This is a genomic window from Pseudomonas sp. S06B 330, from assembly GCF_002845275.2.
Lineage (GTDB): Bacteria > Pseudomonadota > Gammaproteobacteria > Pseudomonadales > Pseudomonadaceae > Aquipseudomonas.
This window is the reverse complement of sequence record NZ_CP088149.1, coordinates 4234110-4258054: the sequence shown is the minus strand read 5'-3', so window position 1 is coordinate 4258054 and position 23945 is coordinate 4234110. Positions and strand designations below refer to the sequence as shown.

General features: G+C 58.0%; 20 protein-coding genes. 12 read left to right on the top strand and 8 right to left on the bottom strand.

Features of this window, described 5'->3' with window-relative positions; translation table 11 throughout:
• Positions 1 to 6 precede the first annotated feature (6 nt).
• Positions 7 to 1164, bottom strand: a complete 1158-nt coding sequence (locus CX511_RS18940; protein WP_052675670.1) for an efflux RND transporter periplasmic adaptor subunit — start codon at positions 1162 to 1164, stop codon at positions 7 to 9.
• A gap of 344 nt (positions 1165 to 1508) precedes the next feature.
• Positions 1509 to 2426, bottom strand: coding sequence for a LysR substrate-binding domain-containing protein (locus tag CX511_RS18935; protein WP_101293450.1), 918 nt, complete (start codon positions 2424 to 2426; stop codon positions 1509 to 1511).
• 583 nt (positions 2427 to 3009) lie between these two features.
• Between CX511_RS18935 and CX511_RS18930 the strand changes: the two genes are divergently transcribed.
• The 9 genes from CX511_RS18930 (at position 3010) to CX511_RS18890 (ending at position 13693) form a co-directional block, all read left to right on the top strand.
• Positions 3010 to 4335, top strand: coding sequence for a lysine N(6)-hydroxylase/L-ornithine N(5)-oxygenase family protein (locus CX511_RS18930; protein ID WP_143527783.1), 1326 nt, complete (start codon positions 3010 to 3012; stop codon positions 4333 to 4335).
• Positions 4336 to 4338: 3 nt separating this feature from the next.
• Complete coding sequence (locus CX511_RS18925) at positions 4339 to 5709, top strand: aspartate aminotransferase family protein (protein ID WP_045189152.1); 1371 nt, start codon at positions 4339 to 4341, stop codon at positions 5707 to 5709.
• Complete coding sequence (locus CX511_RS18920) at positions 5706 to 6074, top strand: cupin domain-containing protein (RefSeq protein ID WP_045189149.1); 369 nt, start codon at positions 5706 to 5708, stop codon at positions 6072 to 6074. The genes CX511_RS18925 and CX511_RS18920 overlap by 4 nt, the downstream gene beginning before the upstream one ends.
• The gene (locus CX511_RS18915) at positions 6071 to 7558 is read left to right on the top strand and encodes a methionine--tRNA ligase (protein WP_101293448.1); all 1488 of its coding nucleotides are present in this window, start codon (positions 6071 to 6073) and stop codon (positions 7556 to 7558) included. The genes CX511_RS18920 and CX511_RS18915 overlap by 4 nt, the downstream gene beginning before the upstream one ends.
• A 19-nt stretch (positions 7559 to 7577) precedes the next feature.
• Positions 7578 to 8717, top strand: a complete 1140-nt coding sequence (locus CX511_RS18910) for an FAD-dependent oxidoreductase (RefSeq protein WP_045189145.1) — start codon at positions 7578 to 7580, stop codon at positions 8715 to 8717.
• Complete coding sequence (locus tag CX511_RS18905; RefSeq protein WP_045189143.1) at positions 8714 to 9685, top strand: ABC transporter substrate-binding protein; 972 nt, start codon at positions 8714 to 8716, stop codon at positions 9683 to 9685. The genes CX511_RS18910 and CX511_RS18905 overlap by 4 nt, the downstream gene beginning before the upstream one ends.
• 1 nt (position 9686) lies before the next feature.
• Complete coding sequence (locus CX511_RS18900; RefSeq protein WP_101293447.1) at positions 9687 to 10994, top strand: SidA/IucD/PvdA family monooxygenase; 1308 nt, start codon at positions 9687 to 9689, stop codon at positions 10992 to 10994.
• A 22-nt stretch (positions 10995 to 11016) separates the two neighbouring features.
• Positions 11017 to 12471: a pyridoxal phosphate-dependent decarboxylase family protein gene (locus CX511_RS18895; protein ID WP_101293446.1), complete on the top strand. Its 1455-nt coding sequence runs from the start codon at positions 11017 to 11019 to the stop codon at positions 12469 to 12471.
• Positions 12472 to 12796: 325 nt separating this feature from the next.
• On the top strand, positions 12797 to 13693 hold the full coding sequence (locus CX511_RS18890) for a LysR substrate-binding domain-containing protein (RefSeq protein ID WP_045189138.1): 897 nt from the start codon (positions 12797 to 12799) through the stop codon (positions 13691 to 13693).
• Between the two features lie 134 nt (positions 13694 to 13827).
• On the opposite strand, the gene lpdA is transcribed toward CX511_RS18890, so the two are convergent.
• From lpdA to CX511_RS18870, 4 genes are read right to left on the bottom strand one after another with little or no spacing between them, the layout of a single operon-like run.
• Positions 13828 to 15213: a dihydrolipoyl dehydrogenase gene (gene lpdA, locus CX511_RS18885; protein WP_045189135.1), complete on the bottom strand. Its 1386-nt coding sequence runs from the start codon at positions 15211 to 15213 to the stop codon at positions 13828 to 13830.
• 2 nt (positions 15214 to 15215) lie between these two features.
• Positions 15216 to 16502 (bottom strand): dihydrolipoamide acetyltransferase family protein, encoded by a 1287-nt coding sequence (locus CX511_RS18880; RefSeq protein WP_101293445.1) that lies wholly within the window; start codon positions 16500 to 16502, stop codon positions 15216 to 15218.
• The gene (locus CX511_RS18875; protein WP_045189130.1) at positions 16503 to 17561 is read right to left on the bottom strand and encodes an alpha-ketoacid dehydrogenase subunit beta; all 1059 of its coding nucleotides are present in this window, start codon (positions 17559 to 17561) and stop codon (positions 16503 to 16505) included. It lies immediately after the preceding gene.
• Position 17562: 1 nt separating this feature from the next.
• Positions 17563 to 18795 (bottom strand): 3-methyl-2-oxobutanoate dehydrogenase (2-methylpropanoyl-transferring) subunit alpha, encoded by a 1233-nt coding sequence (locus CX511_RS18870; RefSeq protein ID WP_045189128.1) that lies wholly within the window; start codon positions 18793 to 18795, stop codon positions 17563 to 17565.
• Between the two features lie 202 nt (positions 18796 to 18997).
• Here CX511_RS18870 and bkdR point away from each other — a divergent pair, with 202 nt between their 5' ends.
• From bkdR to CX511_RS18855, 3 genes are all read left to right on the top strand, one after another.
• On the top strand, positions 18998 to 19483 hold the full coding sequence (gene bkdR / locus CX511_RS18865) for a Bkd operon transcriptional regulator BkdR (RefSeq protein ID WP_045189126.1): 486 nt from the start codon (positions 18998 to 19000) through the stop codon (positions 19481 to 19483).
• Between the two features lie 310 nt (positions 19484 to 19793).
• On the top strand, positions 19794 to 21035 hold the full coding sequence (locus CX511_RS18860) for a glutamine synthetase family protein (protein ID WP_177327825.1): 1242 nt from the start codon (positions 19794 to 19796) through the stop codon (positions 21033 to 21035).
• Between the two features lie 171 nt (positions 21036 to 21206).
• On the top strand, positions 21207 to 22550 hold the full coding sequence (locus CX511_RS18855) for an MFS transporter (RefSeq protein WP_045189209.1): 1344 nt from the start codon (positions 21207 to 21209) through the stop codon (positions 22548 to 22550).
• A gap of 100 nt (positions 22551 to 22650) precedes the next feature.
• Here the strand turns inward: CX511_RS18855 and CX511_RS18850 are convergent, their stop codons facing one another.
• The gene (locus CX511_RS18850; RefSeq protein WP_045189122.1) at positions 22651 to 23394 is read right to left on the bottom strand and encodes a flagellar brake protein; all 744 of its coding nucleotides are present in this window, start codon (positions 23392 to 23394) and stop codon (positions 22651 to 22653) included.
• 80 nt (positions 23395 to 23474) lie between these two features.
• On the bottom strand, positions 23475 to 23942 hold the full coding sequence (locus CX511_RS18845) for a flagella synthesis protein FlgN (protein WP_045189120.1): 468 nt from the start codon (positions 23940 to 23942) through the stop codon (positions 23475 to 23477).
• Positions 23943 to 23945 lie beyond the last annotated feature (3 nt).

The following is a 23945-nucleotide window of genomic DNA, read 5'->3' as shown; positions in this document are numbered from 1 at the left end:
GGCGGTCTATTCCTTTTTACCGGTATAGGACCCGATAGCCTCGGATCCTGACGCGAGTGCCTCGGGCTGGCGCGGGGCAACCAGGGCTCCGTCCTGCAGGTTGATCTGGCCGGCTACTACAACCAGGTCGCCTTCATTCAGGTTGCTGCCCAGCACTTCGGTGCGGCTGTCTGACTGCGAGCCGGTACGTACGGAAACCAGCTGGGCGCGCAATACGCCATCGGTTTCCCGCAGGGCATAAATACGCTCGCCGGACAGTGATGTTTCCAGCGCTACGGTAGGAATAGTGGTGACGGCAGGGCCGGGACTGAGCTCAAGCACTACATGAGCAAACTTTCCGGGCCACAGGGCGCCTTGTGCGTCGTTGCGCAGAGTGGCCCGCACGCGTATGGCATGGTTTTCCTTGTCCACTTGCGGATCGATTGCAGAAATCTGCCCGCTGAGGGTCTTGCCACTTTCCCCGTCCCCTTTGACTCGCACCTGAAGGCCCGTCTTCAGTGCTGCACGGTTGCGCTCTGGGACAGTAAAGTCGATGTGCAGCACGCGGTTGTCAGTCAGTGTGGCAATTGGTGTGCCGGCCTCCACGTACTGGCCAAGGTTTATCCGGCGCAGACCAAGCTCGCCACCAAAAGGTGCGCGCACCAGGCGTTGGGAAATGTCTTCTTCCGATTGTGCAACCAGAGCTCGGGCCTCGTCATAGGCCGCTACGTGCTGTTCGTACTCTGCGCTGGACATGGTTTGGCCACGCAGGCGCTTGGCGCGATCGAGGTGGGTGCTGGCCAAGCGCAGGGCAACCCGGCGGCGTTCCAGTTCGCTGCGCAGTGGGCCATCGTTGAGTTGAACCAGCGGTGTACCGGCAGTAATGGTCTGACCACTGGTGAAATGCACTTTGGTGATGCGTCCGGCCACTTCCGCCGCCACCAGCACCTGATGATCTGCGACTACGGTGCCGATTGCCTTGACCGTGGCCGGCAACACCTCGCTGCGAACGGCCGCGACCTCCACTGCAATAGGGGCTGGCTCGCCTGCGGCCAAAGCAGCCTGTTCGGCAGCCTGCTTGCGCTGACTGTCATAGAGGTAGAGTCCGCCAATGGCGCAGAGCAGGGCGAGTGCTGTCAGTGCCAACGGCTTGGAGAAGGCCTTGGCCGGTGATTGAGTGCTCATGATTTGCCTCGGTGCGTTGTGTGCTGCACAGGTGAGCCTGGCTGAACTGAGCGCAAGGCCTGCAAATGGTGAGTCAGTGCTCGGATAACAGGTGTTCTAGGCATTATTTTCCCCAGCCGAAAGGTGAGATCTGCTAAAGCGTTATGGATGTGGTATCCGGATACTATTGGGCTTTTGGCAAGAGGAAAAACGATATTCCCTGAGGCTTCAGGATAGTTTTTCTAAACTCGGCTGGTTGTAGTGGTTAGCTGTCAGGCGGCAGGTAGGGCGAGGGGGCGAGGCGGCGAGGCGGGGCGCCCCGAGGTATTTCAGGGGGGGGTGCTAAGGTGTACTAACTGCTGCGGCTAACTCACCGCCAGTTCCTGCACATACACCTCCTCCTGCGTGGTTTGCTCAATCAGCCAGCTCAGTACTTCTCTGATTTCCGAGCGTCGCAGTGTTTCCGGGAGCGTGACTGCATAGTAAGCGAACCTCGCCGGCCAGGTCTTTTCCAGGGCCACGCACAGCTTGCCTTCGCGCAATTCTTCCTCGACGCAAAATTCCGGGACCAGGGCCATGCCTTGACCTGTTGCGGCCGCGCGGGCAAGGAGAAAGTCGTCTTCGAAGCTGGGGCCTTTGCGGGCACGCACATCATCATCGATACCGTGTGCTTGCAGCCACAAGTGCCAGTCGGCGCGATCGGAGTCTTGCAGCAGCGGGTAGTTCAGGCAATCTTCGACGGTATTGATGGCTGGCCCATTGGCCAGCAGGCCGGGGGCTGCAACCGGAATCAGGCGTGGGGCGATCAGGCGCATCGTGCTCAGCCCTGGGTAGTTGCCCAGGCCATGACGCAGTGCAATATCGGTAGAGCTGCGTTTGAGGTCGACCAGTTCGTTGGACGACTCAATGCTGATTTCTATGTGGGGGAATTTGCTATAGAAATCGGTCAGCTTGGGGATCAGCCAGGAGGCAGCGAATGCGGGGGTGGTATTGATCGACACCTTGTGCTCGTACTGCATTGCACGCAGTGACTTCAATGACTTGTCGATGTTGTCGAAGGATATTTGCAGCGTTTCGTAAACCCGCTCGGCGCGTGCTGTGAGCTTGATGCCTTTGGAGGTGCGCAGAAAAAGCGAGAAACCCACCCGGTCTTCGAGAATCCGGATTTGCTGACTGACCGCACCGGGAGACACGCCCATGGATTGGGCTGCAGCTTTAACGCTTCCTCGCCTGCCGACTTCAGTAAACGCCCTGAGTGCCAATAGCGGTAAGACGGCAGTCATCGATAGCTCCTTTTATTGATGATCCTGTGGAAAGCGGCGCGATGCTATCACAGCACGGAACTCGGACAATCAGCATCATGGTTTTCCACACGAAGATATTTCAGATTTTCGCGCTTCTACACTTTCATGATGTCGCGTCGAGTCCCTGTCAAACTAAATAGGCAGGGCAAGCGCGGCATTTTTTATCTCCGCAACCATGAAACAAATGGTTACCAAATGAATTGTCGGCAATGACGCCGAACAAGATCCCGGTGCGATGCTCGAAAAAGCATAAGCTTATAACCTTTTTGGTTTTCGGTGTTTTGCGCCTGAATGACTTGTACTTGGAAAGTGTGACGATAACTTTTCATTGCTGCGACTAATTGCTTGAAAACTTGAGCTTAGAAAAACTAAACAGACACTTTAGATAAAATGATTATGCGCATTGTTAATGCAAGTGATAGCGTTTTGCTGCCTGTTGAGTAAGCCAGTTTCAGTAGTAAGCATAGTGTGCTTTTCTGTTGTGACAAGCGCTCGTTGTTCGGCGTAGTGGTGCTATCAAAGTGTGTTTTTGGACGGTTTAATATTTAGAGGGAGGCTAAGCGTGAGCGCATCTATGCATTACGACATCATTGGTGTGGGCTTTGGCCCTTCGAACATCTCATTGGCAATTACGCTGGAGGAAGAGGCACCGGGCGCGCGATGTCTTTTTTTGGAAAAAGAAGCATCGAGCGAGTGGCAGACAGGATTATTGCTGGCAAACTCGGATATTCAAAATCACCCGTTGCGCGACCTGGCCACGCCACGTAATCCGCGAAGCTACTACTCGTTCACCAATTATCTCCATGAGAAGGGGCGATTGTTCGAGCACCTGAACATGGGGCTTTACTATCCCTATCGGTATGAGTATCGCGACTACATCAAATGGGCGGCCGAACACTTCAATGGTTCGGTGCATTATTCAACGGTCGTCAGTGGTGTCCGCGCCCTGGCACAAAGCGACAGCGACGCCCGCTTTGAGATCAAGACCACGGCCGGCAAGACCTACACCTGCACGAACCTAGTGGTAGGTACTGGCCGCACGCCGTACGTCCCTCCCGTCCTTAGCGGGTTGAGCCGGGATCAACTGGTCCATGGGGCTAAATTCAATAACATCCTTGGCCGCCTCAACGCTGGCGAGGTCAACAGTGTTGCTATCGTCGGTGGCAGTCAGTCAGCGATAGAAATCATGATCTATCTGGCCGATAAGTTTCCTCATGTGGCGGTACACGGGGTGTCGAGAAAGTTCGGTTATCGTTTGAAAGATACATCGCCATTCACCGGGGAAGTGTACTTCCCGGGGTTCGTTGATCTGTTCTACAGCAGCAAGCCAGAGCACAAGCAACGGCTCAAGGATGACCTGAATCTCACCAATTACTCGGCCTCCGATGCCGACGTGCTGGATGAGTTGTACCGTACGCTGTACCGCGACAAGCATTTTGGTAACAGCAAATTGAAGGTGCATAACTCGGTAGAGATTGTCAGCGCCGTAACGGTGGGGTCAAAAGTGTCTCTGGAATTGATAGCCGCGCACAGTGACGAAAACATAACTTCGTTGGAAGTCGACATGGTTATTTCCGCGACCGGTTTCCGTGATTTTGGTCCGTTGGCGCATCAAGAGTTGTGTCCGGCGTTGCTGGATAGTGTCTATCCGTTACTGGAAAAAGATGAAGTCGGTGAGATGAGGGTCGGGCGTGATTATCGCCTTGCATTAGAGGGGCTTGATGGACTGGGGTTGTACCTGAATGGTCTCTGCGAATCTTCCCACGGTATGGGCGATGCGGGGTCATTGAGCCTGGTGTCGATTCGCTCGAAAAATATTCTCGATTCGATAAAGCAACTTTCTACCGCTAACGCCACCTCTGCCAACTTGATGAAAACAGAAGCCTGAATCATGAAAAATATTAGCGTGCAGACCGATATTCCTGGGCCTCGCTCTCAACAAGCATTGCTCAAACAATCGCAGCAGGAATCCACGGCGATTTCTTATCCCAAGCGTTTGCCTATTTCCTTGGCGAAAGGCTTGGGTTGCTATGTCGAGGACCTCGACGGCAACGTATTTATCGATTTTCTTTCAGGGGCTGGTTCTTTGCCGCTGGGCCATTCGCATCCAGAAGTTGTTGCTCAAGTTATCGAGCAGGCCGGGACATTGTGCATGGGGTTGGACTTTCCGACCCAGGCCAAAGAGCAGTTTACTGATGCCCACTTGAGCATGCTTCCGGCAGCCGTACGCGACACTTACCGCATGCACTTCTGTGGACCAACGGGCGCCGATGCTGTCGAAGCGGCGATCAAGCTGGCCAAGGCGGTTACCGGTGGCGATGAAGTCATCAGCTTCCGTGGTGGCTACCACGGTTGTACCAACGGCGCACTGTCGCTAACGGGCAACCGCAGCATGAAAAAGAATGTGCCAGGGAAAATGCCGGGGGTGCATTTCTTCCCCTATGGATCGACGTCTCGTTCACAGGCCAGCTCAGTGTTGAACCAGGCTCAAGTGGATGCTGCGCTGTTGCTCGAATCAGCCCTGGAAGATGTCAACTCGGGCCTTGGCAATGTCGCTGCGATCATCCTTGAACTGGTGCAGGGAGAGGGCGGCGCTTATGTGGCCGACAAGACCTTTGTCGAGCGCGTGGCACGGGTAGCCAAGAAGTTTGCCATCCCGCTGATCATTGATGAGATCCAGACAGGTTGCGGGCGTACCGGCACCTGGTATGCCTTCGAACAGTACGGCATCACACCGGACATCTTCGTGACCTCCAAAGGCACCAGCGGTATTGGCTTGCCTTCGGCGCTGATGTTCTACCAGAAGTCCTTGAAGAACTGGCCGTCAGGCAGCCATATCGGCACGTTCCGCGGTAACCAGCTGGCATTCGTCGCGGGCGCCAAGGCGATTGAAGTATTCAAGCGCGATGATGTGCTGGGGAATGTCCGTGAGCGTTCGCAGCAAATTCGCAGCCACCTCGAGAACCTGCAGCGGGATTTTGCCCTGGTGGGTGAGGTCCGCGGTTTGGGGCTGATGCTGGGTGTCGAAATTCTCAGCCCGTATACAGGCAAGGTCTGTGAAGTAACGGCTTCGAAGATTCAGCAACGTGCACTGCGTCGCGGCCTGATCACCGAATTGGGTGGGCGTGACGATACCGTTCTGCGAGTGCTGCCACCGTTGAACGTGAGCGCTGAAAGCGTGGGGCAAGCACTGGCTGTCCTGGAACAGGTTCTGGCTGAGCACATGCATGCGCTCGATGCCGATCAGGAGGCCGGTCAATGACTGTCTTTCGAAAAATGAACTGGGGCGCGCTGGTTCATGAATACGATCTGGATGGATCCAGGTTGCTGCCTTGGGAAGGCATGAAGTCACCGTTTGGCGGGGCCTGGTGTGTGGTTCGCCCAGGCACCGAGAGCCGACGTCACTCCCATGATGAGTATGAGCTGTTCATTGCCATCGACGGGCGGGCCAACGTCAGGGTGGGTGAGGAGTTCGTGGTCGCGGAAAAAGGCGACTTGATTCTGTTGCCGCTGAACACCGAACACTCAGTGGTCAATGACAGCGATGCGGACTTTCACTTTTATTCGATCTGGTGGGACCGGGAAAGCTCGAAAGACTTTCTCAAGTCGTTGGGAGACCAGCCATGACTGATCAGTTCATTGTCACGATCACGCCGCCGACCCCTAACGGCGACTTGCACATTGGCCATATCGCCGGTCCGTTTCTGAGTGCTGATATCTTCGCTCGTACTCAGCGTCAGAAGGGTGCCCATTGCTACCTGGTGTCCTATTCGGATGATTACCAGTCGTACCTGCGCCGCAAAGCCATGGAAATGTCTGGCGACGAAGTGGCGTTGGCTAAGGAAAATTCCGCGAAGATTCAGCAGTCACTGCGCATGGTCGGGATCGAGGTCGATTACTGGCTGGAGTCGTACCAGAATCCCTATTTCGAGGACGCTGCACGAATGCTCTACGAGCAGGGCCTGGAAAGCGGCCTGATCCAGGCCAAGCCCAGTGTTGAGCCCTACTGTGAACAGTGTGAGGTATGGGGGTACGAAGCCTTCGCCCGTGGCGCTTGCAATCATTGCGGCACCAGCTCTGACCCGAGCCAGTGTGAATCCTGTGCGATGGCACCGAATGCCCTGGAAATGAAGGATTTGAAGTGCATTCTGTGTAAGCAGGCGGTTTCTCACCGGCCGGTCGAGCGTAAATTCCTCACGTTTTCTAAAGTAGCGCCAGCGTTGCGCGCGCGACTTGCCCGGTCGCCTATGCGTGCTCAGCTCAGAACCTGGATCGACGATGCGTTCGCCCGCGGTGTACTTGATTGGGGGGTAACCCGTCCGGATGAGGCGGGGCTCAAACTCTATGATGATGAAGCGCACCGCGTGCATACCTGGTTCATGGGGCAGGCCGGTTACTTCGCGGCGCTCAAAGCCTTGTCCGAAAGCAACGAGCAGGCGCGGGATGCCTATGCGATGTTGTTCAGCGACAAGACGCGCATGGTCAACTTCCTGGGGATGGACTGCTCCTACAGCCATGTACTGGCTTATCCCGCCCAGGTGCTGCTCAACGAGCAGTTCAAGTTCAGTAACGCTTTCTACACCAACGCGTTCTTGAAACTCGATGGCGAAGATTTTTCCACCAGTCGCGGCCATGCCATCTGGGTCCGCGATCTGGTCGGTGATGCCTGTTCCGATAGCGTGCGCTTCTATGTGTCGTTGAACGCTCCGGAAGAGCAGACCGAAAACTTCTCAGCTGAAGAATTCTGGGCTTGGCGCAAGCGTATTTTCGTCGAGTTGCTGCCGAAGATTTCTTCGGTGTTCTTCGATCCGGCTCATGCCGCACGCCCTGGTGACGCTGTGCTGCTGTCCGATTTCGAGCGCGCCATTGTCGAGCAATGGCAGCAGTGTTCGCGGCATGACAACTTTTCAACCAAGCGCATCGCTCAGGTGTTGATGGCAATGCTCGAAGCACTTGAAAGCGACATCGCGCAGGGGCAAGCGCGCCGCAATCTGATTGTGCTGTTCACGTTGCTGTGCGCGCCCACTTTGCCGCAACTGGCCAGTGTTCTGCGTAGCCAGATCAGCGAACACGAACTGGCCGCCTTCTCATCGCTGCTGGGCCTTGAATAATCAGGCAAGGAGCCTCGGATTGACTAATTCAGCACGTATCATCGTCATTGGTGGCGGCATCATTGGGACGACCATTGCTGCCAACCTGGCTGTCGAGGGGCATCAGGTTTCCTTGCTGGAAAAGGAAACCATCGGTGGCAATGGCGCCACGAAATTTTCAGGTGCCCTGTTTCGTCTGTATGACCCCGATCGGGAGATTGCCAAGCTCTCGCGGATCAGTATCGAGATGATGGAGGAGACCCGGGTTGGTCAGGTGTTTGCCCAGAGTTTGAAGCGCTCAGGGATACTTTACGCGTGTGAGAAAAACCAACTCAGCTATGACTCGATCAATGAGTGCATCAACACCTACAGCGATGCCTTGTACCCGCTGGAGTTGATCTCTGCTCAGAAGGCTTACGAACTCAGCTGTGGCTGCTACTCCTCCGACAATGTGCGCACCATTCTCTATGAAGCCAAGGGCGGTTTCGGGGATATTCGCAAGGCGGCCCGGGACTTGGCATTCATGGTCAAGTCCTACGGCAACCCGGTGATGGAGCACACCCAGGTCGACGGCTTCAGCACTAGCGCCAGTGGTGTAACGGTGCGCTGCGCCAATGTCACGCTTGAAGCCGACTATGTGGTGCTGGCTGCTGGTGCCTGGTCCGGCGAGCTGTGCGAATTCTTGCCGATCGAGACCCAGAGCATTCCGTTGGCGAGTCTGTCGACCGCTCGAGAGATTCCGCTGCCGATCATCGATACCAAGACCGGTACCCATCTGATTCCACTCAATCGCGGTTTCTACCAGGCCGGGTCGAAAATCAGGGTGTCGGCAAAAACGCCAGAACTGCTCAATTACGACCAGAAGCTGATCGCGCCGGACATCCTGGCGCGCCTGGGCGGGTCGAAAGTCATGCACAGTGTCGATGATGTGGTTTCGGTGCTCAAAGGCTTTGATTCCTACACCGTGGATGGTCGTCCGGTGCTGGACTTTGTCGATGAAAATCATCGGTGCATTGCGGCGACCGGCTTCTGCGGTATCGGCTACAAGATCGCTCTGGCCGTTGCCCAGAACGTCAGGAATACCCTGCTGGCCGGTCGCGCCCAGGGGCGCCTGGCGCCCGCCCAAGGAAATGCCGTTTACGGCCTTGCACGGTTTCCTCTGGCGGAACTGGCCCAATGAAAAAATCACTGCGTTGCGGCTTTGCCGCGATTCTGGATCCTGCCAGGTCGATTCATAGCGAGACGGTCCTGCGTGCCTTGCAGATCTACAAGGAGCTGTTCGCAGGTGATCGGATCGAGTTCATTCTCTGTGAAGACTACGGCTCGCTGGAGGGCGGCGCACATGCTGCCGATTACCTGGTGTCCCAAGGTGTCGATGTGGTGGTGGGGCACTACGCGAGCAGTTCGGCAATCGGCGCTGCAGGCTTCTATGCCGAGCACGGTGTGGCGCTGCTGTTACCCAGCGCCACCGAAACCAACCTGACACAGGATCGCGACTCGGTCTTCCGGGTGTGTGCAAACAATCGGGATATCGTCGACACCATGCTGGGCCTGTTCGCAGCGGGCGAGGAGTTCAATATCGAGGTCTATACCGACGAGTCCAGCTACGCGCAGAACCTGGCCGGTGTCCTCAAGTCAACGCTGGCCAACCGTTCTCGTGACCCGCGCGCGACGGAAAAGGATTCGAGCATTGTCTTTATCGGCACCGGGCGCCGCAGTGAGATGTTCCTGCAGGCTTGCGAGGGCAAGGACGCAAATCGCGATTTCATCCTGACCGACGACGCCGCCTGTGCGCACCTGGGCATCCCCGCATCGATCAGTGCCGGGCGCATTCGCGGCGTCGGTTTCGCCCCGGCTGCTCTGGTCAACCCGGCGGCACCCTGTGTCCGCGAGTATGTCCAGCGCTACGGGGAAATGCCGGGGGTGTTCTTCCTCGAAACTATTGCCGCGCTGGAAATTGTCAGTGAATTGCAGGCGAGCTCGGATGATTTTATTGCCGACCTCAACACGACCACGTTCACCACTTCCCTGGGTGAGTTGAGTTTCATCAAAGGCGAGCAGCGTCACGCTGCATTGTGCCTGTGGACCAACAACGACAATCAGCAATTGCGCCCCGTCGAACTCATCCAAACTAATCGAGAATCCTGAAATGAACCATGCGACGACGTCCTCCCACTACATCGATACGCTGTGTATCGGCTTTGGTCCGGCAGGCCTGGCACTTGCTTGCGTTTACGATGAAGAATTCACGGCGCAGGGCGGCACCGGCTGGCGTAGTTTTCTGGCGCTGGAAAAGGCCGCAAGCTGCGCTTGGCATCCGAACCTGCTGCTCAGCAACACCGATATCAATCATCACGTCTATCGGGACCTGGTAACCCCGCGTAACCCGCAAAGCCCTTACAGCTTTGCCATGTACCTCAAGGAAAAGAATCGCCTGTTCAAGTTCGGTCTGCTGGGGCGCCCGGCCAGCCGTTTTGAATGGTCGGATTACATGACCTGGGTAGCCGGGAAACTCAAGGACTATGTGCGTTACGACCACGCCGTCCAGGCCATCGAACCGATCCTCAAAGACGGCCAGCTCAGTGGTTTCAGGGTCCAGGGTGACGGTTTCACTTATGAGTCTCGCAAGCTGATTCTCTCCAATGGCTCGTCGCCGAATGTGCCGGCAGTGTTCAGGGAGCACATGGGCAGCCATGTATTTCATGCCAGTGAATACCTGGACCGCCTCAAGGCGTTCAATGGCGATATTCCCAAGCGCTGGTTGGTCCTGGGATCGGGGCAGAGTGCCGGTGAGGTCATTGCTGACCTGATCGCCAAGAAAGACGACATTCATGTTGTCTCGGTGCACCGCTCGATCGGCTTCAAGGTGGCGCAGTTGGGGCAGTTCCCCAACCTGGTGTTCCTGCCGGAAAACATTGAGTACTTCAAGGGCCTGGATAGCGAAGGGCGCGAGCGTTTCTTCAATCACGTCAAGAGCACCAACTATTCGGGTATCGATGTTGATGAAAGTCAGCACCTCTATTCGGTGATTTATGAAGACGAGATCGTCGGCAAAGAGCGCCTGAAAATGGCGGTGAACTCGGAGTTGCTGACGCTTGTGCGCACTGACGAGGGTTATCACGTGACCTTGCGGGACTCGTTCACCGGTGCGCTCAGTGAGTACGTTGTCGATGCCATCGCGCTGGGTACCGGCTATCAACAGCCCATGGTGCCAGGGCTGCTCAAGCCACTGGAGGACTATCTGGTCAAGGATGCTCAGGGTGGCTTGCAAGTCGATGGTCAGTACAAGGTGGCGCTGCGCAACAGTGACGGCGTGCAAATTTATGTCAATGGCTTGTCGGAGCGCACGCACGGCATCAGTGATGGCCAGTCGTTCTCCGCGGTGGCGTTTCGCGCCGGGCTGATCTTTGAGTCGTTGCAGGCCAGCGTTGTTGTGCCTTTCGACTATTCCATCTGACGTGATTCAAGGATTTAAGAACATGAGCACAACAACCCTGAACACGGATGTCAGTCGAGAAATCATCGCGTCCTTCTTTCCGGAGCAAGACGAGCGTACGGAGGTTTTCGGCTTTTTGAAGAATGTGGTGGAGAACTACGTGGCCGACATCTCGACGATCAAGGTCAATCCCTCGATGTCCAAGGCCGACATTGCCGGAGTCATCGCCCGCTACGACTTTGATGGTAGCCTGCCGGCGGCTTCGGTCCTTGGCGATGTGATCAACCTGATGGAGCAGGGCATGGTGCATGTGACCAGCCCCAACTATTTCGGTTTGTTCAACCCTACCTCTTCCTTCTGGGGTGGTATCGCCGATTTCATTACCGCACTCTACAACCCGCAACTGGCCGTCTGGAGCCATGCTCCAGCCTGCGTGGACATTGAAGAGAAACTTATTCGTTACCTGGGGCAATTGGCCGGGTTTACCCCCGCCCACGTCGGCGGGGCGTTCACCACCGGTGGTGCGGAGGCCAATTGCACGGCACTGATTTGTGCCTTGACGCGTAAGATTCCTGGTTTCGCCAAGCAGGGCCTGCAGTCTCAACCGTCGCAACCGGTGTTCTATATTTCTGCCGACAGCCACCTTGCCTGGTTGAAGATCGCCTTGCAGTCGGGGCTTGGGCATGACGCTGTACGGTTGGTCGGGGTGGACGTCAACGGCAAAATGGATGTCGCTCAACTGAGCGCCACCCTTGCCGATGACCGTCAACGTGGGTTTACCCCTTTCATGCTGGTGGGCACTGCCGGTACGACCAACGCCGGGGTTATCGATCCGCTTGCAGAGATGGCGGTTGTGGCCAGAGAACAGGGTCTGTATTTCCATGTTGATGCAGCCTGGGCGGGGGCTATCTTGCTCAGCGATCACCATTCGCCCCTCTTGCGCGGCATCGAGCTGGCTGATTCGATCACCCTGGATGCCCACAAGTGGCTGACCGCTCCGATGGGCACGGGCATGTTCATCTGTGCTGACAAGACCCTGCTCAACGAACCGTTTGCGGTATCGACCAATTACATGCCGGCGGGCGATGACGTCAATATTGATCCCTATGTCAACTCGATGCAGTGGTCTCGGCGCTTCAACGGCTTGAAACTGTTCATCCCGTTGGCAATTCTCGGTCGTGCAGGCTTTAGCAAGATGATCGACTATCAAGTTGAATTGGGCGCCTACTTGAAGTCGTCATTGGAGCTGCATGGGTGGGTAGTGGTAAACGCGACACCGTTGCCGGTTATCTGCTTCAAGGATGCCGGGGGCGTGAATATTGATCAGCTCTTGGTTCAGGTCTTGGCGGCCAACCAGGTCTGGTTATCGTCAACCACGTTCAACAAGGAAAAAGCCCTGCGTACCTGCATTACCAGCTACCGCTCGACCCGCGCAGATGTCGACAATCTGCTGGTGCAACTGAATCAGGCCCGGGACGCCGTGCGCAAGTCGGGTTGAAGGCTTGGGCATCTTGCCCACTGATTATTGAAGTAATAACGAAGCCGGTTAACTGACCACAGTTAACCGGCTTTTTTGTGCGCGGAAAAAGATGGTGCCAAACAAATTTCCCGCCCGTTACTGCATGAGTCAAATTCAAACGCTGTGTTTTACTATACTCAGAGTTTAGAAAAATTCATCGTTGAATTAGTTTTGAAAGTGTTTATTCTCGAAGGCGGCATTGTTTCTTTTCCCTAAAATTGGCGGCTTAAGTTGCTAAGTTGTCCCGTTTTGCAGTGAAAGGAAAACGATAATTGCTTAGAAGTGAGGATAGAAAAACTAAACCATGATCAAGCCTTCGATTCCATTGCTCGCACTGCGTACGTTTGTTGAAGTTGGTCATTACGGAAGTATCAAAACAGCCGCTCAAGTGTTGAACGTCACTTCCGGGGCGGTCAGTCAGCAAATCCGCTTGCTGGAAGAACGTGTCGGCACGTCACTGTTCATTCGCGAGCATCACGGCGTACGCCTGACCGAAGCGGGCGCACAGGCACACCCACTGCTGCAAGAGGCATTTGGTCAGATCGAGAGCGTTGTGCGCGGCCTTGAGGGCACCAACGATCGCCAAGTGCTGACGATCAGCACGGTACCGGCTTTCGCCGCTTCCTGGCTGGTGCCGCGCCTGGGGAGCTTTACCCGTATGTACCCGCAAATCGAAGTCAGGATCGAGACCACGTCTTCGGTGGTCGACTTGCGCCGCGACAGGGTGGATATCGCGCTTCGGCATGGTCTGGGGCTTTATCCGGAATTGCATGTCACGCGCCTGATCACGCCGGTGATGGTGCCAGTGGGCAGCCCTGAGTTGCTGGCCGCAGGCTCGCCACTCAAGGAGCCGGAGGACTGCCTGAACTACCCCTTGCTGCATGATTCTGACCGCGCCGACTGGGCGCTCTGGCTCACCGCCCATGGCGTGGCGGCAGATGTGCGTACAGAGCGCGGTAGCAGTTTTGAGGACGATCTTCTGCTGATTCGTGCGGCCGAGTCGGGTCAGGGGCTGGCGTTGGTTTCAGAGGATCATGCGCAGAAAGAGATGGCCGCGGGTAAATTGGTCAAAGTGCTGGATAAGCCCTGGCCTGCACAATTCTCCTACTACATCGTCAGTCAGAAAGAGGCGGCCGAACGCTCGGAGGTTCAGGCGTTCAGTGAATGGTTGCTCGACGAGGCCCAGGCTACGCGTGGCTAGGGGGATCAACGGTCTTGACTGGCCCCTTATAGCCGCAGCCTCGTGCCTCGGCAGCAGCTACAACAAAAAAACCAAAAAAAGACCCGCGACACCTAAGTGCAGCGGGTCAAATCGGCCGCAGCCGCTTCAGTGTGTTACAGGTGCAGGGCGTGACCGAGTGCCCGCAATGCAGCTTCCTGGACCGCTTCGCCCAAGGTTGGGTGGGCATGGATAGTGCCCGCGACATCTTCCAGGCGTGCGCCCATTTCCAGTGACTGGGCAAAGGCCGTCGACAGTTCCGAGACGCCCACGCCGACGGCTTGCCAGCCGAGGATCAGGTGATTGTCGCGACGCGCGACCACGCGCACGAACCCGCTTTTTGATTCCAGGGTCATGGCTCGACCGTTCGCGGCGAAGGGGAACTGCGCAACGATGCAGTCCAGGCCTTCCTGTTCGATGTTGTCCGGGGTCTTGCCGACCACCACCAGTTCCGGATCGGTGAAACACACCGCGGCAATAGCGTTGGGTTCAAAGCGGCGAGACTTGCCGGCAATAATTTCAGCGACCATCTCGCCCTGGGCCATGGCCCGGTGAGCAAGCATGGGTTCACCGCTGAGGTCGCCGATGGCCCAGACATTGCGCATGCTGGTCTGGCATTGATCGTTGATGGCAATGGCCGCACCGTTCATCTTCAGGGCCAGGCTTTCCAGGTTGAAACCTTGAGTGCGCGGCTTGCGCCCTACGGCAACCAATACCTGATCCGTCTCCAACTGCAGCAACGCTCCCGCCGGATCACGCACTTGCAGGCGTTGAGTGTCAGCCTCAAAGCCTTCGACGCTGTGTTTGAGGTAGAGGGTGATGCCCAGTTTCTTGATTGACTCAGCCACCGGTGCGGTCAGTTCGCTGTCGTAAGTCGGCAAAATACGCTCGCGTGCTTCGACCACGCTGACTTCGACGCCAAGTTTGCGGTAGGCAATACCCAACTCAAGGCCGATGTAGCCGCCACCGACAACCGTCAGGTGCTTGGGCAGGGCTTTAGGTGCAAGGGCTTCGGTGGAGGAAATGACCGCACCGCCCAACGGCAGCATTGGTAACTCGACACTGCTCGAACCGGTTGCCAGCAACAGGTGCTCGCACTGGATGCGCTGGCCATCGACGTCGACGGTCTTGCCGTCGAGGATGTTCGCCCAGCCATGGATCACCTTCACGCCATGCTTTTTCAGCAGGGCGGCAACGCCGCTGGTCAGCCGATCGACAATACCGTCTTTCCAGGCCACGCTCTGGCCGATGTCCAGGGTCGGCGGCGAAACGTTGATGCCCAGATTCGACTGCTGACTGTGCAGGTGGGTCTGGTGGAACTGCTCGGCGACATGGATCAGCGCCTTTGACGGAATGCAGCCAATGTTCAGGCAGGTACCGCCCAGTGCTTGGCCTTCGACCAGAATGGTAGGAATGCCCAGTTGGCCGGCGCGTATGGCCGCGACATAACCGCCAGGGCCGCCACCGATGATCAGCAGGGTGGTGTTTTGCGTCTGTTGCATGATCACTCCACAAACAGGCTGGCGGGTTGTTCGAGCAGGCCACGGATGGCCTGAATGAAGAGGGCCGCGTCCATGCCGTCGACCACGCGGTGATCGAACGAGTTGGAGAGGTTCATCATCTTGCGAATAACGATCTGGCCGTTGATCACCATCGGCCGTTCAACCATGCGGTTAACGCCGACAATGGCCACCTCCGGGGTGTTGACCACCGGCGTGGAAACGATGCCGCCCAGCGCGCCGAGGCTGGTCAGGGTGATGGTCGAGCCGGACAGTTCTTCACGGCTGGCCTTGTTGCCGCGCGCAGCATTGGCCAGGCGCACGATCTCGCCGGCGTTGCTCCACAGGCTGCCGGCTTCGGCGTGACGCAGTACCGGCACCATCAGGCCGTTGTCACCCTGGGTGGCGATACCGACATGCACCGCGCCGTGGCGGGTGATGACCTGGGCTTCGTCGTCGTAGGTGGCGTTGATCTGCGGGAACTCACGCAAGGCCACGACCATGGCGCGGACCAGGAAGGGTAACAGGGTCAGCTTGCCGCGGCTGTCGCCCCACTTCGTGTTCAGGTGCAGGCGCAGCTCTTCCAATGCCGTGACGTCGATCTCTTCGACATAGCTGAAGTGCGCGACACGACGCTTGGCATCCTGCATGCGTTGGGCGATCTTGCGGCGCAGGCCGATGACCGGGATCTGCTCGCTGTCGGTACGTTTGCTGTAGCCGGTGGGTGCACTTTGGCTGCTGCGGGTCGGCTGGGTGAGAAAGGTGTCCAGGTCTTCATGCAGGATGCGCCCGGCCGGGCCGCTGCCGTGGACATAACGCAGTTCGATACCGGCATCCAGGGCGCGCTTGCGCACGGCCGGGGAGGCCAACGGGCGTTCGTTGGCTTCGCGCGGGACGATGGCTGCGGCGCTTGCTGTGCTGGCGGAGGCCGCGCGGGTTACTGCTGCAGGTTGCTCTGGCACCGGCTCGGGTTTGCTGGCGACTACCGCGGCTGGCGCCGCTTCTTGTTTGGCTGGAGCACTGCCAGCGCCTTCCTGATGATTGCCCGCGCCTTCGACTTCAATGCGGATCAGCTCGCTGCCCACCGCCATGACTTCACCGGGTTGCCCGCCCAGGGCCAGGACTTTACCGCTCACTGGCGAAGGAATTTCCACGGTGGCCTTGTCGGTCATGACATCGGCCACGACCTGGTCTTCGGTGACGGTGTCACCGACCTTGACGAACCATTCCACCAGTTCAACTTGTGCGATGCCTTCACCGATGTCCGGCATCTTGATGACGTGCGTGCCCATTCAGACCTCCATAACCCGTTTCAATGCCGCGCCCACGCGTGAAGGGCCGGGGAAATACGCCCACTCCTGCGCATGCGGGTAGGGGGTGTCCCAACCCGTCACACGCTCGATAGGGGCTTCGAGGTGATGGAAGCAGTGCTCCTGAACCAGCGCGATCAGCTCCGCGCCGAAACCGCAGGTGCGGGTGGCCTCATGGACCACGACGCAACGACCGGTCTTTTTCACCGAGGCGACGATGGTTTCCAGGTCCAGTGGCCAGAGGCTGCGCAGGTCGATGACTTCAGCATCGACGCCGGTTTCCTCGGCAGCCACTTGCGACACGTACACGGTGGTACCGTAGGTCAGGACCGTGACGTCATTGCCAGGGCGGGTAATGGCGGCCTTGTCCAGTGGCACGGTGTAGTAGCCATCGGGGACGGCGCTGGCCGGGTGTTTCGACCACGGCGTTACCGGGCGGTCGTGGTGGCCGTCGAAGGGGCCGTTGTACAGGCGCTTAGGCTCCAGGAAGATCACCGGGTCGTCATTTTCGATCGAGGCGATCAGCAGGCCCTTGGCGTCATAAGGGTTGGATGGCATCACCGTGCGCAGGCCGCAGACCTGGGTGAACATCGCCTCAGGGCTCTGGCTGTGGGTCTGGCCGCCGTAGATGCCGCCACCGCATGGCATGCGCAGGGTCAGCGGAGCGACGAATTCACCTGCCGAACGGTAGCGCAGGCGGGCCATCTCCGAGACGATCTGGTCGGAGGCCGGGTAGAAGTAGTCGGCGAACTGGATCTCGACGACAGGACGCAGGCCATAAGCACCCATGCCCACAGCGGTACCGACGATGCCGCTTTCGGAGATCGGCGCATCGAAGACCCGTGACTTGCCGTACTTGGTCTGCAGGCCTTCGGTGCAGCGGAACACGCCACCGAAGTAACCGACGTCCTGGCCATAGACAACTACGTCTTCATCGCGCTCAAGCATGATGTCCATGGCCGAGCGCAGGGCCTGGATCATGGTCATGGTGGTAGTCGCCATGGCGGTGTCCAACTGAATTGAAGTGTTGTGATCGTTCATGTCAGATCCCCAGTTCCTGGCGCTGCCGGCGTAGGTGCTCCGGCATCTCCTTGTAGACATCCTCGAACATGGACGCGGGGCTCGGCATCTGGCCACCGGCCAGGGTGCCGTACTGTTCGGCTTCCTTCTGCGCTTTGATGATTTCGGCTTCAAGTTCGGCCGTGACTGCCTGATGCTCTTCTTCGGACCAGTGGCCGATGGCGATCAGGTGCTGTTTCAGGCGCGCAATCGGGTCACCCAGGGGGAAGTGGCTCCAATCGTCGGCGGGGCGGTACTTGGAGGGATCGTCCGACGTCGAGTGTGGGCCTGCGCGGTAGGTGACCCACTCGATCAGGCTCGGGCCAAGACCACGGCGGGCGCGTTCAGCAGCCCAGCGCGAGGCGGCGTAAACGGCAATGAAATCGTTGCCGTCGACCCGTAGCGAGGCAATGCCGCAACCGACGCCGCGACCGGCGAAGGTAGTCGATTCACCGCCGGCAATGGCCTGGAAGGTGGAAATCGCCCACTGGTTGTTGACCACGTTGAGGATCACCGGCGCGCGGTAGACGTGGGCGAAGGTCAGGGCCGTGTGGAAATCGGATTCTGCCGTGGCGCCATCACCGATCCAGGCCGAGGCGATCTTGGTATCGCCTTTGATGGCCGAGGCCATCGCCCAGCCCACCGCTTGGACGAACTGGGTCGCCAGGTTGCCGCTGATGGTGAAGAAGCCGGCTTCGCGTACCGAGTACATGATCGGCAGTTGGCGGCCCTTGAGCGGATCGCGCTCGTTGGACAGCAGTTGGCAGATCATCTCCACCAGCGACACGTCGCGGGCCATGAGAATGCTTTGCTGGCGGTAGGTCGGGAAGCACATGTCAGTGCGGTTCAAGGCCATGGCCTGGCCGCTGCCGATGGCTTCTTCACCCAGGCTCTGCATGTAGAAGGACATCTTCTTCTGGCGCTGGGCGACCACCATGCGGCTGTCGAACAGTCGGGTCTTAAGCATGGTGCGCATGCCTTGGCGCAGGATTTCGGGGCTGATGTCCTCGGCCCACGGGCCCAGGGCATTGCCTTTGTCGTCCAGCACCCGGATCAGGCTGTAGGCGATATCAGCGGTATCGGCAGCTTCGACATCGACGGGAGGTTTACGGACCTTACCGGCATCGTTCAGACGCAGGTAGGAAAAATCAGTCTGGCAGCCTGGCCGGCCGGTAGGCTCGGGCACATGCAGACGCAGGGGGGCGTACTCGTTCATGCTTTTTTACGCTCGCTCTGTCTTGTGTTTTTGTTGAGCTTTGAAGCGGTCGCTGCTGACACCCCGGCTTGTGACTAGGGAGTCAGTCTTGTCCTACATGATATTCGGGCGCCTGAAGAATATTTCTCTCAAGTTCATTGCCTTTGTTCCGGCTTGCGGATAAACATTCTTTATAAAGACAAAAAACAGGTGAAATTATCTCATGCGTAAACTGGATCGCACCGACATAGGCATTCTCAACAGCCTTCAGGAAAATGCCCGGATCACCAATGCCGAATTGGCGCGCTCGGTCAATTTGTCGCCGACGCCGTGTTTTAACCGGGTCAAGGCCATGGAAGAGCTGGGGGTGATTCGCCAGCAGGTGACCTTGTTGGCCCCTGAAGTACTGGGGCTGGACGTCAATGTGTTCATTCATGTCAGCCTCGAAAAACAGGTGGAGCAGTCCCTGCACCGTTTTGAAGAAGAGATCGCCGAGCGCCCGGAGGTGATGGAGTGCTATTTGATGACGGGTGATCCGGACTATCTGTTGCGGGTGCTGTTGCCGAGCATTCAGGCCTTGGAGCGCTTTCTTGACTACCTTACCCGTCTGCCAGGGGTGGCCAATATCCGCTCAAGCTTTGCCTTGAAGCAGGTGCGCTACAAGACGGCGTTGCCGCTACCGGCCAATGGGTTGACCTTGCCTGGTTGATCGGCCGGACGCTAAGTGCGACCGCTTCGCGATCGATCGCAGCCTTCGGCAGCGGCTACAAACCGTCGCCACTGTCGAAGGTTGCGTCACGATCGGGTTGTAGAAAATTACGATCATTAGCTCTGCGCTTGCTTGAAATTTTGAACGCCCAATGCCTATGTTGTAGCTACCGCCGTTCCCGGCATGCGAAAACAATAAGGATAGTGTCATGACGACCAGTGGCCAGCGTTCTCTTGCCGAGCGCTTGACGGGCATTGATGAGATCGAGTGCATCACGCCGGACCTCAACGGCGTACCGCGCGGCAAAGTAATGACCGGCGCAGGCTTTCTGGAAGGCCGCCGCTTGCAGATGGCCCGAGGGGTGCTGTTGCAGTGCATCATGGGCGGTTATCCCGCGGCGCGCTTCTATGGCAGCGATGACGGCGACCTGGCCCTGGTAGCGGATCCCCAACATATCTATCGCCTGCCTTGGAGCGACGAGCCGCGGGCCTTGGCAATCTGCGATGCCGTCGAGCTGAGCGGCGTAAGTTCCGGCCTGTCCACCCGCGGTCTGCTCAAGGCGGTGATTGCCCGTTACGCCGCACGTGGCCTGGCGCCGGTGGTGGCAACGGAGCTTGAGTTTTTTGTCTTCGCTCCCAATACGGATCCGAATCAACCGTTTCTGCCGCCGGTGGGCAAGGATGGCCGCCGCGAAGAAGGGCACTCCGCGTTCAGTGTCAGCTCCAACAATGGCCTGCGGCCGTTCTTCAATGAGGTTTATCGCTGCATGGAGGCCGTGGGCTTGCCGCGCGACACCTTCATGCATGAGATGGGCGTCAGCCAGTTCGAGATCAACCTGTTGCATGGTGATCCATTGCTGCTGGCCGACCAGACCCTGCTGTTCAAGCATCTACTCAAAGAAGTCGCGCTCAAGCACGGCCTGACCGTAGTGTGCATGGCCAAACCTCTGGCGCACACCCCGGGTAGCTCCATGCACATTCACCAGAGTGTGGTCGAGATCGACAGCGGGCGTAATGTGTTCAGTGATGCACAGGGCAAACCGACGCCAAGCTTCTATCACTTCATTGGTGGTCAGCAGGCGTGCATGGCTGACTTTACTGCGCTGTTCGCGCCGAACGTCAATTCCTACCAGCGCCTGTGCCACCCCTATGCCTCGCCGAACAATGCATGCTGGTCCGAGGACAATCGCGCGGCCGGCCTGCGCATTCCGGCCAGTGCACCGGTAGCGCGGCGGGTCGAGAACCGTTTGCCCGGTGCCGACACCAACCCCTATCTGGCCATTGCCGCCAGCTTGGCTGCCGGCCTGCATGGCATCGAACAGCAGCTTGAGCCAACGGCGGCGATCCAGGGTGAATTTGAAGTGCCGGATCATTTAAGCCTGCCATGTACCTTGCATGCTGCCCTTGAGCGTCTCAAGCGTAGTGAGCTTGCGCGGGAACTGTTCGGTAAGGAGTTCATCGAAGGTTACATCGCCACCAAGACCCTGGAGCTGACCAGTTTCTTTGATGAAATCACCCCATGGGAGCGCCGTGTACTGGCGGCGCAAGCCTAAGCTCGAATCCACGGTCGGCCCGGTAAAAGGGGCGGCGAAAGCAGGTGGCAGGCATTGTTTGGTAAATGTTTGCCACCTGTTTTTTTATGCTTGGCATTCTGCAACACGGTTTTTTTCACTTATGCTTTCAACCAGTTTTTCCACCTGCTCAAGGGGCCGCTCGGGACGCTGATGCGACAGATCTGGAAGTCTTTTCGCGCGCTGTATTTCGCGGCGCTGATGATGTTGATCGGCTCCGGCTTGTTGAGTACTTACTTGGCCCTTCGCCTGGCGGCTGACCATGTCGACAGTCTGTGGGTCGGTGCGTTGATGGCCGCCAACTATTTCGGCCTGGCCCTGGGCGGCAAGATCGGACACCGGCTGATTGCCAGGGTCGGACACATTCGAGCCTATGCCACTTGTGCCGGGATCGTCGGCGCGGCGGTGCTGGGGCATGGCATGGTCAGTTGGCTGCCGGCCTGGATTGTGCTGCGGGTAATTGTTGGCCTGGGCATGATGTGCCAATACATGGTTATCGAAAGCTGGCTCAACGAGCAGGCGGATGCCAAGCAGCGTGGCGCGGTGTTCAGTGGCTATATGATCGCTTCCTACCTGGGCTTGGTACTCGGTCAGTTGATCCTGGTCGCGCACCCGCAACTGGGACCGGAGCTGTTGATGCTGGTGGCCATGTGTTTTGCCTTGTGCCTGGTGCCGGTGGCCCTGACCCGACGTATTCACCCGGCCGCCTTGCATCCGGCGCCAATGGAACCGCGGTTCTTTATCAAGCGAGTGCCCCAGTCCCTGACCACCGTACTGGGGGCGGGGCTGATTGTCGGGTCATTCTATGGTCTGGCGCCGTTGTATGCGGCCAAGCAAGGGCTGAGTACTGAGTACGTCGGCCTGTTCATGGGTTGCTGTATTTTTGCCGGCCTGTTGGTGCAATGGCCGTTGGGCTGGCTGTCGGATCGCTATGACCGTGCGGTGTTGATTCGTAGCGTGGCCATCGGCTTGGCCGTTGCTGCGCTGCCGTTGGCGATCATGCCGACGGTGCCGTTGATGATCTTGTTCATCGCAGGCTTTGCCGTGTCATTGCTGCAGTTCTGCCTGTACCCCTTGGCCGTGGCGTTTTCCAATGACCATGTGGAAAGTGAGCGACGGGTATCGCTGACCGCAATGCTGTTGGTGACCTATGGTGTTGGCGCCAGTATCGGGCCTCTGGTAGCAGGGGTGTTGATGAAGGTACTGGGCACGCAGATGCTGTATGCCTTCTTCGTGTTCTTTTCCCTGGTGTTGGTCTGGCGGATTCGACCGAAGGCGGTTACCGGCTTGCATCAGGTCGACGATGCGCCACTCAATCACGTGGCCATGCCGGCAGCCGGTTCGCCCTTGTCGGCGGCGCTCGACCCGCGGGTGGATGAGCAGGTGGTGCAGGAGCAGATGCAGACGCCGGTGGCGGCTGAGGATACCGAGGAAGAGGATGAGCCGTCAGAGGAGGGTGGTGCTGGCGAGTCGCCGGAGAAACCGGCGCCGGTGTGAGTCAGGGCCGCTGTGCGGCCCATCGCTGGCAAGGCCAGCTCCCACAAAGGCTGATGCCATTCTGCTTGCAGTGGGAGACGGCCTTGCCGGCGAGAGCGGCTTAAAAGTCGTCTTTGTCGAACCGCCGCGCCTCGCGCTGCAACTGATAGACAAAGGTCTCAACCTTGCGCTGCATCGGTCCGTTCAGATTGTGAAAGCGCACACCGGCGAAAGTGGTGTTCAGCCGCTCCTCGAAATGCAAGTGACGCAGTTCCACCTCAACCTGAGACAAGCCCAGCGGTGCGCCCGAGGCGAATCTCTCATACACCTGACCCAGTTGCAGGCGCTCTTCGACATCGCCCTCAAAGCGCAGTTTGCAGCCGGTGGCGGAGATGTCCAGTAACTTGCCCTTCAACTCGCCATTGCCCTTGAGCTTGTCACCGTCGAGTTTGACATCGACCAGTTGTGACAGCTTCAACGCGGCGCGGAAGGCATTGCGACGTTGGTGGTAGGCCACTTCGGTCGGCAATACGCCGCGATAGCAGCGATGGCCATCAACTTCGCTGATACTCAGCGGGGTGTTGCACTCCCAGGCGATACGCACGCCATCATGAAAGCCCTCGACCCGAAACGGTTCGCCATTCTCAAGATAGCGTTCACCGTCGCGAGGAATCATTTCATCAAACGCCAGTCGATTGTTTTCGCGGTCGACTTCGACCACATAGCTCTGGAAACGCTGGCTACGCTCGTGGAAGGTGATGATCAGTGGGTCATGGCTCTCTTGCAGCGACCGCAAGTTGGCGGCAATTTCCAAAGGGGTGGTAAGCACCTTTGGAGGCTGCGGAGCTTCTGCTTCATTGAACACGGGTAATCAATCTCCAGGCAAAAACGGCACACGCAAGTAACGGCATTTTGCCAGTATGTTCCGTGCCTTGATACAGGGAATCACGCCTGGCTGAGCGCCCGCGGCTTGGCCAGGGGCGAGGTCGACCCACGGGCGTCGTAGAGCGACGGTGATTCGCCGCCCATGAGGATTCTGATCTGATTGGCGGTGGTGCTTTGCTGAAGCTGGATCGCACGGCCATTGCGCTCGTTGATGGCCTGGCAGTCGGCAAGCAGTTTGCCCAGGACATCCAGCTGCTGCAGGAGCAGCTCGCCCAGGTCTGACTGGCTGGCCAGTTGCTGAACGCCTTCGCGGTCCTGGCTCAGGCCAAGGCTTGCGAGCAGTTCACTGCGGCGCCGACCTTGCTGATCAAGAAGGATCACCAGCGATTGCTTGCGCGCCAGGATCTCTTCCAGCAACGGCATGTCGCGGCCGTGCAGGGCAGTCGCCTCGGTGTGCAGCAATTCGAGCAATTGTTGCGCTGGAGCAAAATCATCTTCGATCAATTGCAGCAAGGTAGTGTCGTGCATGGC

Excerpts from the sequence above, each read along its gene's own strand:
- CX511_RS18940 (WP_052675670.1), bottom strand. The coding sequence starts at position 1,164 with ATGAGCACTCAATCACCGGCCAAGGCCTTCTCCAAGCCGTTGGCACTG.
- CX511_RS18935 (WP_101293450.1), bottom strand. The coding sequence starts at position 2,426 with ATGACTGCCGTCTTACCGCTATTGGCACTCAGGGCGTTTACTGAAGTC.
- CX511_RS18925 (WP_045189152.1), top strand. The coding sequence starts at position 4,339 with ATGAAAAATATTAGCGTGCAGACCGATATTCCTGGGCCTCGCTCTCAA.
- CX511_RS18920 (WP_045189149.1), top strand. The coding sequence starts at position 5,706 with ATGACTGTCTTTCGAAAAATGAACTGGGGCGCGCTGGTTCATGAATAC.
- CX511_RS18915 (WP_101293448.1), top strand. The coding sequence starts at position 6,071 with ATGACTGATCAGTTCATTGTCACGATCACGCCGCCGACCCCTAACGGC.
- CX511_RS18905 (WP_045189143.1), top strand. The coding sequence starts at position 8,714 with ATGAAAAAATCACTGCGTTGCGGCTTTGCCGCGATTCTGGATCCTGCC.
- CX511_RS18900 (WP_101293447.1), top strand. The coding sequence starts at position 9,687 with ATGAACCATGCGACGACGTCCTCCCACTACATCGATACGCTGTGTATC.
- CX511_RS18895 (WP_101293446.1), top strand. The coding sequence starts at position 11,017 with ATGAGCACAACAACCCTGAACACGGATGTCAGTCGAGAAATCATCGCG.
- CX511_RS18890 (WP_045189138.1), top strand. The coding sequence starts at position 12,797 with ATGATCAAGCCTTCGATTCCATTGCTCGCACTGCGTACGTTTGTTGAA.
- lpdA (WP_045189135.1), bottom strand. The coding sequence starts at position 15,213 with ATGCAACAGACGCAAAACACCACCCTGCTGATCATCGGTGGCGGCCCT.
- CX511_RS18880 (WP_101293445.1), bottom strand. The coding sequence starts at position 16,502 with ATGGGCACGCACGTCATCAAGATGCCGGACATCGGTGAAGGCATCGCA.
- CX511_RS18875 (WP_045189130.1), bottom strand. The coding sequence starts at position 17,561 with ATGAACGATCACAACACTTCAATTCAGTTGGACACCGCCATGGCGACT.
- CX511_RS18870 (WP_045189128.1), bottom strand. The coding sequence starts at position 18,795 with ATGAACGAGTACGCCCCCCTGCGTCTGCATGTGCCCGAGCCTACCGGC.
- bkdR (WP_045189126.1), top strand. The coding sequence starts at position 18,998 with ATGCGTAAACTGGATCGCACCGACATAGGCATTCTCAACAGCCTTCAG.
- CX511_RS18860 (WP_177327825.1), top strand. The coding sequence starts at position 19,794 with ATGACCGGCGCAGGCTTTCTGGAAGGCCGCCGCTTGCAGATGGCCCGA.
- CX511_RS18855 (WP_045189209.1), top strand. The coding sequence starts at position 21,207 with ATGCGACAGATCTGGAAGTCTTTTCGCGCGCTGTATTTCGCGGCGCTG.
- CX511_RS18845 (WP_045189120.1), bottom strand. The coding sequence starts at position 23,942 with ATGCACGACACTACCTTGCTGCAATTGATCGAAGATGATTTTGCTCCA.